General features: G+C 39.3%; 15 protein-coding genes. 13 read left to right on the forward strand and 2 right to left on the reverse strand.

What is annotated here, in order from left to right; genetic code table 11:
* Positions 1 to 181 precede the first annotated feature (181 nt).
* The 7 genes from HRJ06_RS16745 to phoU all read left to right on the forward strand — a co-directional run bounded on the left by HRJ06_RS16745 (position 182) and on the right by phoU (position 8,560).
* Positions 182 to 1,417, forward strand: a complete 1,236-nt coding sequence (locus HRJ06_RS16745) for an MFS transporter (RefSeq protein WP_174734114.1) — start codon at positions 182 to 184, stop codon at positions 1,415 to 1,417.
* Positions 1,418 to 1,658: 241 nt separating this feature from the next.
* Positions 1,659 to 3,773 (forward strand): peptidoglycan D,D-transpeptidase FtsI family protein, encoded by a 2,115-nt coding sequence (locus HRJ06_RS16750; protein ID WP_174734236.1) that lies wholly within the window; start codon positions 1,659 to 1,661, stop codon positions 3,771 to 3,773.
* A 287-nt stretch (positions 3,774 to 4,060) separates the two neighbouring features.
* A complete protein-coding gene (locus HRJ06_RS16755) occupies positions 4,061 to 5,017 on the forward strand; it encodes a PstS family phosphate ABC transporter substrate-binding protein (RefSeq protein ID WP_174734115.1) in 957 nt (318 codons plus the stop codon).
* Between the two features lie 107 nt (positions 5,018 to 5,124).
* The gene (gene pstC / locus HRJ06_RS16760; RefSeq protein ID WP_174734116.1) at positions 5,125 to 6,084 is read left to right on the forward strand and encodes a phosphate ABC transporter permease subunit PstC; all 960 of its coding nucleotides are present in this window, start codon (positions 5,125 to 5,127) and stop codon (positions 6,082 to 6,084) included.
* A gap of 2 nt (positions 6,085 to 6,086) precedes the next feature.
* Positions 6,087 to 6,971, forward strand: a complete 885-nt coding sequence (gene pstA, locus HRJ06_RS16765; RefSeq protein WP_174734117.1) for a phosphate ABC transporter permease PstA — start codon at positions 6,087 to 6,089, stop codon at positions 6,969 to 6,971.
* Positions 6,972 to 6,991: 20 nt separating this feature from the next.
* Positions 6,992 to 7,822, forward strand: coding sequence for a phosphate ABC transporter ATP-binding protein PstB (pstB, locus tag HRJ06_RS16770; RefSeq protein WP_174734118.1), 831 nt, complete (start codon positions 6,992 to 6,994; stop codon positions 7,820 to 7,822).
* 78 nt (positions 7,823 to 7,900) lie between these two features.
* Positions 7,901 to 8,560: a phosphate signaling complex protein PhoU gene (gene phoU / locus HRJ06_RS16775; protein ID WP_174734119.1), complete on the forward strand. Its 660-nt coding sequence runs from the start codon at positions 7,901 to 7,903 to the stop codon at positions 8,558 to 8,560.
* Positions 8,561 to 8,662: 102 nt separating this feature from the next.
* Here the strand turns inward: phoU and HRJ06_RS16780 are convergent, their stop codons facing one another.
* Both HRJ06_RS16780 and HRJ06_RS16785 read right to left on the reverse strand, forming a co-directional pair.
* Entirely contained in the window at positions 8,663 to 9,166 is a 504-nt protein-coding gene (locus HRJ06_RS16780; RefSeq protein ID WP_174734120.1) for a hypothetical protein, read from the reverse strand.
* Positions 9,166 to 9,525 carry a hypothetical protein gene (locus HRJ06_RS16785; protein WP_174734121.1) on the reverse strand — a complete coding sequence of 120 codons (360 nt, stop codon included), beginning with the start codon at positions 9,523 to 9,525 and terminating at the stop codon, positions 9,166 to 9,168. Before HRJ06_RS16785 ends, HRJ06_RS16780 begins: the two co-directional genes overlap by 1 nt.
* Positions 9,526 to 9,891: 366 nt before the next feature.
* Between HRJ06_RS16785 and HRJ06_RS16790 the strand changes: the two genes are divergently transcribed.
* The 6 genes from HRJ06_RS16790 (at position 9,892) to HRJ06_RS16815 (ending at position 14,145) form a co-directional block, all read left to right on the forward strand.
* Entirely contained in the window at positions 9,892 to 10,515 is a 624-nt protein-coding gene (locus HRJ06_RS16790; protein ID WP_174734122.1) for a hypothetical protein, read from the forward strand.
* Between the two features lie 62 nt (positions 10,516 to 10,577).
* Positions 10,578 to 10,727: a 50S ribosomal protein L33 gene (rpmG, locus tag HRJ06_RS16795; protein ID WP_174734123.1), complete on the forward strand. Its 150-nt coding sequence runs from the start codon at positions 10,578 to 10,580 to the stop codon at positions 10,725 to 10,727.
* Between the two features lie 436 nt (positions 10,728 to 11,163).
* Positions 11,164 to 11,730, forward strand: a complete 567-nt coding sequence (locus HRJ06_RS16800) for a 5-formyltetrahydrofolate cyclo-ligase (RefSeq protein WP_174734124.1) — start codon at positions 11,164 to 11,166, stop codon at positions 11,728 to 11,730.
* Positions 11,721 to 12,512 carry a DUF92 domain-containing protein gene (locus HRJ06_RS16805; protein WP_174734125.1) on the forward strand — a complete coding sequence of 264 codons (792 nt, stop codon included), beginning with the start codon at positions 11,721 to 11,723 and terminating at the stop codon, positions 12,510 to 12,512. The genes HRJ06_RS16800 and HRJ06_RS16805 overlap by 10 nt, the downstream gene beginning before the upstream one ends.
* A 259-nt stretch (positions 12,513 to 12,771) precedes the next feature.
* On the forward strand, positions 12,772 to 13,728 hold the full coding sequence (locus HRJ06_RS16810) for an L-lactate dehydrogenase (RefSeq protein ID WP_174734237.1): 957 nt from the start codon (positions 12,772 to 12,774) through the stop codon (positions 13,726 to 13,728).
* Between the two features lie 219 nt (positions 13,729 to 13,947).
* A complete protein-coding gene (locus tag HRJ06_RS16815) occupies positions 13,948 to 14,145 on the forward strand; it encodes a hypothetical protein (RefSeq protein WP_174734126.1) in 198 nt (65 codons plus the stop codon).
* Positions 14,146 to 14,325: the final 180 nt, after the last annotated feature.

Below are 14,325 nucleotides of genomic sequence, written 5' to 3' on the forward strand. Positions count from 1 at the left end.
TACGTATTTTTTCTCAAAACCGAAGCCATTAACGCTGCGCCTGCCTTTTTCTTTTTAATAAACATCATGTTTCGGCTTGAGCTTGTTTGCTTCGATTTAGATTTGGACTAAATTAGAAAAGTTGAATAAGTCCTTACTATTTGTAAGAAACTACCCCTGAGGTTAAAAGGGGAGTTTTTTTATGTTGAAACTGCAAAAATTGATTGGTGATGTTGAACTTACAAAGGATTTGAGTTTACTGCTTTTTATAGGGGGGCTATACTCCTTAAGCGTGGCACTTTCAAATACTTTCGTAAACATCTATTTATGGAAACAATCAGGTGATTATACGCATTTGGGGTTATATAATCTCTCGATTGTTGTCATGCAGCCCATTACCTTTATCCTTGCCGGAAGATGGGCGAAAAAAATTGACCGGGTGATCGTTTTAAGAATTGGTGTGAGCTTTTTAGCGTTATTTTACATGGCAGTACTTTTTTTCGGTACAAATGCTTCAAAGTACCTGCTGTTGTTAGGAGGGGTGCTTGGGGTAGGGTATGGATTTTATTGGCTTGCTTTTAACGTCCTTACCTTCGAGATTACGGAGCCGGAAACTAGGGATTTTTTTAATGGCTTTCTAGGAATTCTTAGCTCGGTTGGCGGAATGATCGGTCCAATGGCAGCTGGCTTTATTATTTCTAGAATGCAAAACTTCACCGGTTATACGATTGTGTTTGGTATTTCGCTAGCACTATTTTCTGCAGCTGTTTTCCTGAGCTTTTTCTTAAAGAGAAGACCTGCTAAGGGAAGGTACATGTTTACCCGTATACTTGCAGAAAGAAAGAACAATGAAAATTGGCGTTTGATCACTAACGCTCACTTCTTTCAAGGATTACGTGAAGGTACGTTTATTTTTATCATTTCCGTGTTTGTCTTCATTTCAACAGGAAGTGAAATGGCTCTAGGGACGTTTGGCCTGATTAATTCCGGAATTGCATTTGTTGGATATTATTTTGTGTCCAGAATGATCAAAAAAGAACAAAGAAAAAAGTCTATCCTAATTGGAGGCCTTCTCCTTTATGCCGCAATCTTTTTGATTGTTTTTGAAATAACCTACTTTAAGATGCTTATATATGCAGCTGTAATCGCTGTAGCCTACCCACTTTTACTTGTGCCTTATGTTTCACTGACTTATGATATAATCGGCCGGGGCTGGAAAGCAGCGGAGATGAGAATTGAGTATATTGTTGTGAGGGAGATCTATCTAAATGTTGGCCGAATAATCTCTATTTTATCTTTTCTAGCTACGATCCATTTTTTTAAGGAAGAGACAAGTATTCCTGTTCTGTTACTAGTACTAGGAGCAGGGCATACAATCATTTACCTGTTTGTCCGGAGAATTCATCTTCAGGGCCATGACAAAGAGGTACGTACATAATTTATCCCTGAGCTGTATGAAAACTAGAGTGCACAATAAACTGGGATTCTGTTCCCGGTTTATTTGGCTTATCCGAAGGAAAAAAATGCCATATAACAATTTGAGACTATAATAGAAAAAATAGAATAAATACTATAAAATAGGAAATAGTGTTTCGAATCAATAATGCTTTAAAGAGGAAGTGTGGGGAAGTTTGACTAAAAAGAAAAAAAAGAAAACGCATGTGCCTTTCCGGCTAAATATGCTGTTCTTTATTGTATTTTTGTTATTTTCAGCCCTTATTTTAAGATTGGGGATTGTACAAATTGTTTATGGAGATGATTTTAAGCGGGAGATTGAACGAACCGAAGATATAACAGTAAACAATCCTGTCCCCCGAGGAAAGATGTTTGACCGTAACGGGAAAGTTATTGTCGACAATATTCCTGAAAAAGCCATAACGTATACGAAATATCAAGGAACTAGTCAGCAGGATATGATTGAGGTTGCTACGCTTCTTGCAAAATATATTGATAAAGATGACGAAGAAGTCAGAGAAAGAGATATGAAGGATTATTGGATCCTAACTGATGAGGAACGAGCCAAAGAAAAAATCACCGAAGCGGAATGGGATCAGTATAGAGAGAAGGAACTGACTGATAAAGAAATTTATAATCTTCAGCTTAAACGGATCACCGAAGAAGATCTTTTAGAGGTGGAAGAAGATAAAGAAATCTTGGCCATATTCCGTGAGTTTAATAAAGGGTATGCACTTACTCCACAGATTGTGAAAAAAGGTGTAACTGATAAAGAATTTGCTTTCGTGAGTGAAAATCTTGAGCAGCTGCCTGGAGTGGATACCACTACAGACTGGAAAAGAGACTATGTTTTTAAAAATACACTTAGAACGATTATAGGCAACATTTCAGAAGAGGGCCTCCCAAGCGAGCAGCTGGATTATTACCTATCTAGAGGCTACAGCCGAAATGACCGGGTGGGCAGCAGTTATATTGAACAGCAATACGAAGATGTACTGCATGGCAAAAAGGCTAAAATAAAAAACATTACTGATAAAGCCGGGAACGTCCTTGATACAGAAGTGATTTCTGAAGGTGAACGTGGCAAGGACCTTGTTCTAACCATTGACATGGACCTCCAGCTTGCAGTGGAAAAAATCATTGAAGAAGAAATGTTGGCTGCAAAGAAAGATCCGCGAACAGCTCTTTTAGACCGAGCCTTTGTAGTACTAATGGATCCTTATACAGGTGAAATCCTTACAATGGCAGGTAAACAAATTGGAAAAGACGAAGACGGAAAACAGGTAATGAATGACTATTCTCGCGGAACGTTTACATCGTCATATAATGTTGGTTCTGCGATAAAAGGAGCCACCGTGCTAGCAGGCTTTAACACTGGAGCCATCACGCCTGGGACGAGAATACACGATACTCCTGTAGTAATTGCAAACTCTAACCCAAAGGGCTCTTGGAAACAGGGGCTTGGTACGCTTAATGACATCGATGCCTTGAAGGTGTCTTCAAACGTTTATATGTTCCATACAGCAATCCGGATGGCCAATGGCATATACCGGCCTGGCCAACCTTTGCCATTCGATTCATCAGCGTTTGATACGATGAGGAATTATTTTGGCCAGTTCGGCCTTGGAGTCAGAACAGGCATTGACTTACCGAATGAAATGGTTGGGTTCAAGGGGATGGACCGAAGCATACCAGGACTCTTAATGGACCTTTCGATTGGCCAGTATGATACGTATACGCCAATGCAGCTTGTCCAGTATGTTTCAGCCATCGCTAACGGAGGTTATCGGATCCAGCCCAGGATGGTTAAGGAAATCCGAGAGCCTGTCATGAAAAATGATGAAATTGGACCAGTGATTCAGGAAATTGAACCAAATGTTCTTAATAAAATTGATGCAGAACCAGGGTGGCTTGAGCGTGTTCAGGAAGGTTTCCGCCGGGTAATGCAGGAGCCAAATGGCACAGCCGCAGGGAAATTCCGTGGCAAACCATATAGTCCTGCCGGGAAAACAGGAACAGCCCAAGCTCAGTATGACGGACCTGTTAAATTCACAGGTGAAAAGCCTGGTGTTATGAACCTGAGTCTTGTTGGCTATGCACCGCATGACAACCCGGAAATTGCAATGGCTGTAATGGTTCCATGGGCGTACTATAATGAGGGCCCTAGCATAAATAACAATATCGGCAGCCGAGTTTTTGATACGTATTTCGAGTTGAAGAAAAAGCGTAACGAGGAACAAGCCGATCCTCAAGGACCTGAGCATGAAGTTGAAAACATTGATGAGGCTCAGGAAGGTCAAGAAGACCGGATAACCGAGGAAGCATTGAGTTCTGAATAATATATGAAGAAAACCGTTCCTTTAATAGGGAGCGGTTTTTTTTCGGGGAAACGGGTAACAAATTAAAAAGCGTATAAAAGATATAGAAGATATACAAGATATAGAAGATTGTAAGGATGAATGGGATTTTGTGGATCAATATAGCAAATTTCTCAATAACCAGAGTTTTACATGCTAATAAACCAAATTTACAAAACCTTTACATTCTATTAAAACAGGCTTAACAGTTATCCTTTAATCTTAAGCATGTAGGAGAAAACAACAGACACTATAGGGGGAATTCAGTAATGAAAAGATTCAAAAATCTTAGCCTATTAATGCTCGTTGCAGCAACTATGGTATTCACTTCCGCATGCGGCGGCAATGAAGGTGGCGGCAATGGCAGTGAATTAGAAGGCAGTGTAGTTATTGATGGTTCCGGAACTGTTTACCCGTTCATGGCAAAAATGGCTGAAAACTATATGACTAACGCTGAAGAAAACGTATCGGTGGAAGTCAGCCGAGCAGGGACATCCGCAGGATTCAAAAAGTTTCTATCTGAGGATGGAACGGACTTCAACAATGCTTCCCGTCATATTAAAGATGAAGAAAAAGCTACAGCAGAAGAGCTAGGTATTGAAATCCAAGAAATGAAAGTTGCCCTTGACGGACTAACATTTGTTATAAATAAAGAAAATGATTGGGCTGCTGAACTGACGCAACAAGAAATTATTGACATCTTCCTAGCAAGCGAGGGAAAGCAGAAATGGTCTGATGTTCGCGCAGATTTTCCTGATGAAGAAATACAAACCTATGGTCCAAACGAAAACCATGGTACCTATGAATTTATGTTTGAAAGTATCCTTGACGAACAGGATTTAATAGAAGGAATCAGTTTACAGCAGGAGTATTCAACTCTAGTCGATATGGTATCTAAAGATAAAAATGCAATTGCATTCTTTGGTTATGGGTACTATGCAAGCAACACTGATAAGTTAAAGGCAGTAAATGTGGACTTTGGCAATGGACCTATAGAGCCAGCATTGGACACTATAGCTGAAGACGGAGAGTATGCTCCATTTACCCGCCCGGTATTTACCTATTTGAACAAGGAACATGCAAAAGAAAAGCCTCAGGTTTTGGACTATGCGGTCTATACAATGGAAAACGCTCAGGAAGTAGCAACTGATACAGGGTTTGCTCCTTTGTCTGATGAAGATGTCCAAGCTGTTGTTGATCAATTAAATGAGCTAAAAGAAAACTAAAAGGCATAAGGCAGCATAATAATGTTGAAGGATGAGAAGTCTAATCTTCTCATCTTCTTATATGTTTTGGAAACTCTCTAGTGGTTTTTCTTCTTGGATGGAACAGGATGGAAGGGGTCTTAAAATTGCAAAATACCAAAACGAATTTGAACATAAGAGATTTGATAGAAGAAAAAAAGAAATCCAAAAGTGTCGGCAACCTTACAGAAAAATTCATTCCAGGTTTCCTGTTTACAATTGCAGTTATCTCTATCTTGACGACAATAGGCATCATGCTGACTTTATTAACTGAAACAATTATGTTTTTCAAAGAAGTTCCAATCCTTGATTTCTTTACAGGTACTAACCTAAAACCCCTTGGGGCCGAAGCGACCTTCGGAATATTACCGTTACTTACTGGCACCATTATTTCGACGATTATCGCAATGTTTGTAGCAATTCCGATTGGTTTAATGACAGCTATTTTCTTAAGTGAATATGCCTCGGAAAAATTGAGGAAAACGTTAAAACCTTTACTCGAAATATTGGCAGGTATTCCAACTATCGTTTACGGTTTTTTTGCCTTTACGTTTGTAACGCCTTTATTAAGAAACTTTATACCAGGATTGGAACCTACCAATATTCTCAGTCCGGGATTGGTCATGGGAATTATGATCATTCCAATGGTTGCATCACTATCAGAAGACGCTATGAGTTCAGTGCCAAATTCCATGCGAGAGGGAGCCATGGCACTTGGGGCAACAAAGCTAGAAGTAACTTGGAAAGTAGTAGTTCCTGCGGCTATTTCCGGAATTCTTGCTTCTTTTGTTCTTGGTATTTCTCGTGCTATCGGGGAAACAATGATTGTTACTATTGCAAGCGGCAGCTCGAAAAACTTCACGTTTGATATTACTCAATCCATGCAGACAATGACAGCCTACATTGTCGAAGTTACTGGGGGAGAGGCTCCTGCAGGCTCTACTTTATACTATAGCTTATACGCAGTAGCGATGACATTATTTGTATTTACCTTAGTGATGAACCTGATTGCGCAGTATATTTCTCGCAAAGTCCGGGAGGAATATTAATTATGAAATACGTGGATGTAACACAAGTCCAAAAGAATATGGGAAAACGCTTATTTACCAATACGTTAGCTAAAGCATTATTTCTTATGGCTACTCTTTTTGGACTATTAGTTTTAGTTATTCTGATCTACCGTGTGGTTTCACAGAGCATGGGATGGGTAGATTTAAACTTTATCACCAATAAGCTATCTACGGACCCTGAGAGAGCTGGAATTATGGGAGCGATAATGGGTACTTTATGGCTGATGGTGGTTGTGGCTCCAGTAACCATGTTCCTGGGAGTGGGAACTGCGATCTATCTTGAGGAATATGCAAAGAAAGGTCGTATTCAGTCACTGATACAAACGAATATTGCCAACTTGGCCGGTGTTCCGTCAGTGGTTTTTGGTATTTTGGGATTGACAGTTTTTGTGAGAACGATGGATTTGGGATCCGTTGTTTTAGCTGGCGGTTTAACTATGTCACTTCTTGTCCTCCCCGTGGTGGTGGTGGCAAGCCAAGAGGCCATTCGTGCTGTACCCCGATTTTTGAGAGAAGCTTCTTATGGGATGGGAGCTACTAAGTGGCAGACTACTAAGAATGTTGTGCTTCCAACTGCGATTCCTGGGATTTTAACTGGGGTTATTTTAGCCCTGTCCCGAGCGATAGGTGAGACGGCACCGTTAATTGTGATTGGTATTCCAGCATTGCTCATTCCTCTTCCAGACGGGGTGTTAGATAAGTTTACAATACTACCGGTACAAATTTATTATTGGACTATTGATTCTTCACTTGTTGCGGAATATGCTAATTTGGCAGCTGCTACAATTGTAATCCTTTTATTAGTCTTGTTTGTGATGAACTCAATTGCTATCGTCATTAGGAATAAGTTTCAAAAAAGATTTTAACACTGGGAGGACATGCAGCTATGGAAGTTTTTACTGAGAAGAAAAATGTTAAAGGTATTCAGTCTGATGGAGAAAGTAAGAAAGATGCGTCAAAAAAATCAATTGTTTATGATACAAAGGATCTTAATCTCTGGTATGGAGAGGACCAAGCATTAAAAAACATTAACCTTTCTGTATATGAAAATGAAGTTACCGCAATCATAGGTCCCTCGGGATGTGGTAAATCAACGTATATAAAGACGTTAAATCGAATGGTCGAGATGGTTCCAATTGTTCGTATTTCTGGAGAAATCCTATATAGAGAGAAAAATATTCTTAATAAATCATACAAAGTGGAAGATTTAAGAACTCGAGTTGGGATGGTGTTTCAAAAGCCTAATCCTTTTCCTAAATCTATATACGAAAATATTGCTTATGGGCCTAAGATTCATGGGATTAGAAGTAAGAAAGTCCTCGATGAAATTGTCGAGGAAAGTCTCAAAGGAGCGGCAATTTGGGATGAAGTGAAAGACCGTTTAAATGAAAATGCATACGGCCTTTCAGGAGGGCAGCAGCAGCGTCTTTGCATTGCTCGTTGTTTGGCAATCGAGCCAGATGTTATTTTAATGGATGAGCCTACATCTGCGCTTGATCCAATCTCGACATCCAAGATTGAATCGTTAATTCAGGAATTAAAGAAAAACTATAGTATTATCATAGTTACACATAACATGCAGCAGGCTGCGCGTATATCTGATAAAACAGCGTTTTTCTTAAATGGTGAAGTAATTGAGTACGAGAATACGAATAAAATCTTTTCAAATCCCTCTGACAAACGTACAGAGGATTATATTACAGGAAGATTTGGTTAATCACTTACTCCTAAGTAGGTAAATAAACAGTCTCTTTGCAAGGTAAATTAATTTTATCCGATAATAGGAGTTGAAACCATGAACACAAGATCTGTTTTTGATGAAAACTTAAAACAATTAAAAGAAAATCTTCTAGATATGGCTGAACAAGCTGAGAAAGCGATTAAGGCGTCCCTGGAGGCTCTAATCGCTCAAGATCTTGATAAAGCTCAAAGCATTATACTGAGAGATAAACTAATCAATGAGCAAGAAGAAAAAATTATTGATCATGCTACAATGCTTATTGCAACAGAAGCACCGGTGGCAACTGATTTACGAAAAATTATTGTTGCACTGCGCGTTTCGTCTGAAATTGAGAGAATTGGTGATCTTGCTGTCAACATTGCAAAATCCACGCTTCATATTGGAAATGAAAAACATATTAAGGAAATTATAGAGATTCCTCAAATGATGGATATGGCACTTGAAATGATGAGGGATGCCATAACGTCCTTTTATACAGAAGATGCTGGATTAGCAAGAAAATGTGCTGAAAAAGATGATCAAGTAGATGAAACATACGGCCGGTTAATAAAAGAATTAATGGGATATATTCCTGAAAACCCTGCTGCGACCAACCAGATTACACAATTAGCGTTTGTTTGCCGCTATATTGAACGTGTGGCTGACCATACAACTAACATAGCAGAAAATGTAATCTTTCTCGTAACGGGTAAAAGATACGATTTAAACGCTTAATATTTTGAACCGCAGAAAAAGTGAAGGCTCCCCTCAAAACTTAGAATCTCTATATTCCGAAACAAGGAAAAAGCTAAAAGAGCAGGCCAAAGGCCTGCTCTTTTAGCTTTTTGTAAGTACTTTTGCAAGTTGTTCAAAGGACATTTGATCTGTTAATTCAAATGTGCCAAGCTGAATTTTTGTATGAAAGCCAGTGTCAATTAAATACCTCTCAAATTCTCCCTGGTCATCAATAATATTATATTGATGAAGGATTCCTGCTATTTCAGATGGGGACATTCCGCTTTCTATAGTGATATTAATAACCGATACAGCTGGCTGCACTTGTTTTTCCTGCTGGGCTGTTTCGACACTTTTCTCTTCTGGCTGCGTATCTGGTTTGTCTTTAGTTTCCTGTACGGCTAATTCTTCAGGTTCAGCTTTTTCAATAAGAGTTTTATGTTCCGATTCAGTTAGGACTGTATAGCCTTCTTCCGATAACATTTTTTCTGCATAGCCGACATCAATTGTTTTAGGGATAATGCCAGTAAAATAGTAGATACCGCTAACAGCACAAGCTGAGAACAGTATGCCCAGCGCAAATGCCCTGATTGTCCGCCTATTCATTATACGATCCCTCTTTTACTGAATTCTTGAATGATCGAATCTACTTCTTCCACAGTTAAACTTGACTGTAAGGCAATTTGGTCGACCGATTTCCCTTGTTGCACAAGAGACCAAACCTGGTTTTTTATTATCTCATGGATATCATTTTTTGGATAATCTCTCGGCAGGGAGTCATTTGTAATGAGCAGCTCTTCTTCTAACACCCTTAGTTTCTTTTTAATCTGATAAAGTTCTTGAACTTGTTGAATGGTTAGCTGATCCAGCTCTTCTCTAATATCCTGATTGGTATCTCTTAAAAAAAATGAGACTAAAAGCAATATAATTGCAATGGCAAATAAACTGGCCACAACATATTCCATCGTATACACCCCGGCACTTTCCTATTTTTAAGCTCTTTACAGAGAATATTTTAACATAATTAAACCGACAATTTTCGATTTTATTTTTAAGATTCATCTTTTACAAGGAAGTTAGTAAAAAAGAAGTGCCTGCTAGATGTCGAGATATAGTGAAAATGGGCTATTTTTAAACCTCTTTAAAAAAGTTTGTCCATCTATGTGCCTCCGCATCTATACAGGCAATTTCCGACAAATTGCGTTCATTGTGAAGGGGGGAGATCGGTGCTAACATTAGTATGAAGGAAATGGTCTATCCATAAAAGAAGCACATATGCTAATAGGTTAATAGCAGTACAGCAGCCAAGTTAAGAAAATACAGGGGTGAACATGATGATAAATGCATTTCGTGAAGAAAATAATATTATTGATACCTTCCGGGTGAGGGCTTCTCTAATAAAAACAATTGGAATTTGGGAAAATGGGAGATTGAATTGGCTGCGTGAAAGTGGTGAGCAGCTGTTAACCGAGCAAGGATTATTTATTAAAATTTCACAGCCATTTATCCATTCAAAGCTTCTTTTAACTAAGATTGCTATTAGCAATCATTTAAGTTACACACGGAAAATTAAGTTAATCATTATGCACCAGCATCCTAAAGTGAGGAAAGAACATTTATCATTTATTTCTCCAGCAGAAGATGTTATCCTGCACCTTGCCAGTGACCGGGCTTATTTGGTAAATGGGTATGGCGGGGAAGGGATACAGCAGCGGACAATTCAGCCAAATTGGAAAGTTAGATCTGAACAAATTTGGAGTTCGGCAGAGAAAGGAATTCTCCTTTATCAGCCAATGGTAAAAGGAGCAGCGACAAGCATATATACTGCAGATCATACTCTTGCAGGGAGGACAACCTCCCATAGCAGCCACTGGATTATTGAAAGCAGTAAAGAAGAAGAATTAATTCATCTTAATCAAGTACTTTTGGAAAAACAGACTAGCATTTCAATTTGAAAAGTGGTATTATAGAAAAGTCGTATGAACGAATGAGCATTTTGAGTTTGGAGGGAAACAACATGCGTGTTAATATTACGCTAGCTTGCACAGAGTGTGGAGAACGTAACTATATTTCTAAAAAAAATAAACGTAATAACCCTGATCGTCTTGAGCTGAAAAAGTATTGCCCAAGAGACAAACGTGCTACTGCGCACCGTGAAACGAAATAAGCAGCGGGAATTTTCCTGCTGTTTTTTTTATTGTTTAAGAAACTATAAAAGGTTTCAAGTTAAGGATAATCTTGTGCATTGTCTGCATCAGCTCCAGCGACTAGTGTAGCCTACATACCTCCTACATAACTAACCATCGAATCGCCTCTACTCATTGATTGGGCTTCACCCCAAACGTTGCTTCCGGGCGGCTTGGGCTTTTGTTTATCATCCAGCTCCAGCGCCCAGCGACTAGTGTACTTCGCCCACCTCCTTAAGATAAGTCAACATCGAATCGCGTTCGCCTCTTCGTGTTTTCCTTTATCTCCGTCGATGTGCTCCAGTCCATACGTCGCTTAACGGGCGCCTGCGCTTTTGTTTTAAATTACATGTTCAACTTTAATTGGAGTAATGATACAGTTAAAATATGTTATCAATTCTCACTGGAGGAAAGTCTATGAATAAAAAACAGCTGATTCGCCAGGAAATGAAACAGCAGCTAGCTCAGTTAGCCCGTCCCGAGTATGAAGATAAATCCTATCAGATAGCGACCTCTCTTTATCAGGACGTTCTCTGGAAAAAAGCAAAAACGATCGGGATTACCATATCTCGTCCTCCAGAAGTTGATACTATGCAGATAATCAGAAAAGGCTGGGAAGAAGGGAAACGAGTGGTGGTCCCAAAATGCTTTCCAAAAGACAAAAAAATGACATTTAGAACATTATCAAGGTTTTCTGAGCTAGAGTCGGTATACTATGGTCTATTTGAACCAATAGAGACACAAACCGAAGAAGTTGTTCCCGAACAAATAGACTTAATTGTTGTGCCTGGCCTTGCTTTTACAATGGAAGGATTCCGCCTTGGTTTCGGAGGAGGCTATTATGACAGATACTTAAGTCATTTTAAGGGGGATACCATAGCTTTAGCTTTTTTGGAACAAATCAGACCAGACCTCCCAATTGAACCTCATGATATTCCAGTTGCAAAAATAATTTCCGAATGGGGTAATACCACTTGGGATTAAGTGAAACTCTTTTATTAATTTTTATTTTGTTCTCTGCAACGCTAGGATTTTTCGTGAAATTTTTGAATTTTTCTGGAATGGTGGCATCTATTGCAGTCGGGACTGGGGTTGCATTGGGCTTTGGAATAAAGGGCCTTATTTTGCTTGGAATATTTTTTGTTTCATCAAGCCTTTTAAGCAAATTTAAACAAAAGAAGAAGGCCTACTTAAAGGAAATTCATGCTAAAGGATCAGAGCGTGATTGGACTCAGGTTGTCGCTAATGGTGGGGCGGCTGCAGGTGTAGGCTTCTTAGCTTTCTTTTACCCAGATCAAGTTTGGGTGCCTGTCATTGCTGTCCTTATTTCAAGTGTTAATGCCGATACATGGGCTTCTGAAATTGGCACGATGGTTGGAAAAGCTCCAATTTCGGTTCGGAATTTTAAAAAAGTTGAAGCAGGTACGTCTGGAGCAGTAACAGTGGAGGGCACTTTGGCTGCTGCTGCCGGTTCTTTAGCAGTTACCGTGGCAGCTGGTGTTCTTTTTGTTTTAGCTCCTACACATCTTCTGATCATATTTTTCTTGGGGTTCACGGGGTGTTTCATTGATACGTGGCTTGGAGCATTTGTTCAAGGTTCCTTCAAATGCAGAGTCTGCTCTCTAAACACCGAGCGTGCCATTCACTGCAGCCAGCCAACTCGTTTAATAAGCGGGAGGAAATGGATAAACAATGACATGGTTAATTTTTTGTCAAGTGTGATTCCTGCAGCAATAGCGCATTTTATCTTTCTGAATGTTTTGTAACAAATCGTCCATAAAGATGGCGTTTACATGGGTGGAAATCATATTTCTTATTTTGTGGATAATTGTACAATGTTAATTGAGAGCCTTTTTTGCAGCTGCTTTTAATACTTAATAAATCATTCATTAAACCGCCCGCTTTATGAATGTAGTTTAACCTTTGTTTAGCATGGATCTATTGATTTGCTTGAAACATGAACAGAATGAACATCAATAAATTGGGGAATCTGTTAAAGACAGAAACTTTGGGGAGGAAAATATGATGAAAAGCCGGGTTAATAGAGTCATTCTAATTGGCACTGGTGCTGTCGGATCAAGCTATGCCTTTGCGATGCTAAACCAGGGTGTTGCTGAAGAACTGGTTCTCATTGATCTAAACAAAGAGAAATCAGAAGGTGACGCGATGGATTTGAATCATGGAATGCCCTTTGCTCCATCACCAACAAAAATTTGGTTTGGCGACTATTCTGACTGTGAGCATGCAGACCTTGTTGTTCTTTGTGCGGGGGCAAATCAGAAGCCTGGTGAAACAAGGCTAGACCTTGTAGAAAAAAACACAAAAATTTTTAAGGCGATCGTTGAGGATGTTATGGCTAGTGGCTTCGATGGTATCTTTCTTGTTGCAACGAACCCTGTTGATATATTGACATACGCTGTGTGGAAATTCTCCGGCCTTCCTAAAGAACGGGTGATAGGGTCAGGAACCATACTGGATACAGCTAGATTCAGATTTCTGCTCGGGGATTACTTTAATGTAGATACACGAAATGTTCATGCCTATATTATTGGGGAGCACGGGGATACTGAATTGCCTGTTTGGAGTCATGCTGACATTGGCGGGAAACTTATTTCTAAAATGATTAAAGAGAAGGAACAATACAGCCAGAAAGATTTAGATAATATATTTTTAAACGTACGGGATGCAGCTTATCATATAATTGAGCGAAAAGGTGCGACTTATTACGGGATTGCCATGGGACTCGTTCGGCTAACAAAAGCGATTCTGCAGAATCAAAATTCAATTTTAACGGTTTCGACTTATTTATCCGGTGAGTATGGGCATAGGGACCTATTTATTGGGGTTCCGGCCATTGTAAACCGTTATGGGATTCGGGAGATTATCGAACTGGAATTAAGTGAAGATGAGCAGTCAAGGTTTTCTCATTCTGTTGATGTTTTAAAGGACATAATGACTCCGGTTTTCAATCAGAAAAGTTAGTTATAACAAATGAAGCCAGGCCTAGGGGACTTGGCTTTTTAGCACATGGGATTTAAAATCCCGAGCCTGCATATTGTCCGCGAAAAGTGGCTGCATTGAATTATCAACCTTAAGCATTAATAAAAGCCTTACAATAAAATAAAAGGTTAGAAAAGGAAAAATAATATACGGATAAAGTCTCAGTCTGAATAGAAACATAAGATTGTAGGAGGGATGCAGATGTTAAGAAGAATGACTTCCTACTTTCTAGTAGGCGCTGCAGGTTATTACGCTTATCAAAACCGCTACAGATTAATGAATGGAGTGCTTGGGAATACATGGGTGCGCCAGAGGTTTGTTGGTTCCTTAATGGGAATTCCAGGATTAAGGAATAAAATGATGCAGTCTGTGTTCTCCGGACCTCAGGATATTCGATAAAAAGACCTTTCAGGGTCTTTTTATTTTTGCTCAACTAGAGGGCAGGTTTTATTTTGGGGAGGACAGACCCAGCGAACACATTATTATCGAACAAAACACTATTTCGTTTATAATGGATTTGACAGGAAAGAATACCGAACATACACACTATAAAATGACCTGCCTACTGATATGCGTTAC

The sequence above is a fragment of the Mesobacillus harenae genome, from assembly GCF_013343715.1.
GTDB classification, from domain to species: Bacteria; Bacillota; Bacilli; order Bacillales; family Cytobacillaceae; genus Mesobacillus_A; species Mesobacillus_A harenae.

Bases quoted from the DNA above. Each gene is read 5' to 3' on its own strand.
- HRJ06_RS16745 (WP_174734114.1), top strand. From the start codon at position 182: ATGTTGAAACTGCAAAAATTGATTGGTGATGTTGAACTTACAAAGGAT.
- HRJ06_RS16750 (WP_174734236.1), top strand. From the start codon at position 1,659: ATGCTGTTCTTTATTGTATTTTTGTTATTTTCAGCCCTTATTTTAAGA.
- HRJ06_RS16755 (WP_174734115.1), top strand. From the start codon at position 4,061: ATGAAAAGATTCAAAAATCTTAGCCTATTAATGCTCGTTGCAGCAACT.
- pstC (WP_174734116.1), top strand. From the start codon at position 5,125: ATGGAAGGGGTCTTAAAATTGCAAAATACCAAAACGAATTTGAACATA.
- pstA (WP_174734117.1), top strand. From the start codon at position 6,087: ATGAAATACGTGGATGTAACACAAGTCCAAAAGAATATGGGAAAACGC.
- pstB (WP_174734118.1), top strand. From the start codon at position 6,992: ATGGAAGTTTTTACTGAGAAGAAAAATGTTAAAGGTATTCAGTCTGAT.
- phoU (WP_174734119.1), top strand. From the start codon at position 7,901: ATGAACACAAGATCTGTTTTTGATGAAAACTTAAAACAATTAAAAGAA.
- HRJ06_RS16780 (WP_174734120.1), bottom strand. From the start codon at position 9,166: ATGAATAGGCGGACAATCAGGGCATTTGCGCTGGGCATACTGTTCTCA.
- HRJ06_RS16785 (WP_174734121.1), bottom strand. From the start codon at position 9,525: ATGGAATATGTTGTGGCCAGTTTATTTGCCATTGCAATTATATTGCTT.
- HRJ06_RS16790 (WP_174734122.1), top strand. From the start codon at position 9,892: ATGATGATAAATGCATTTCGTGAAGAAAATAATATTATTGATACCTTC.
- rpmG (WP_174734123.1), top strand. From the start codon at position 10,578: ATGCGTGTTAATATTACGCTAGCTTGCACAGAGTGTGGAGAACGTAAC.
- HRJ06_RS16800 (WP_174734124.1), top strand. From the start codon at position 11,164: ATGAATAAAAAACAGCTGATTCGCCAGGAAATGAAACAGCAGCTAGCT.
- HRJ06_RS16810 (WP_174734237.1), top strand. From the start codon at position 12,772: ATGAAAAGCCGGGTTAATAGAGTCATTCTAATTGGCACTGGTGCTGTC.
- HRJ06_RS16815 (WP_174734126.1), top strand. From the start codon at position 13,948: ATGTTAAGAAGAATGACTTCCTACTTTCTAGTAGGCGCTGCAGGTTAT.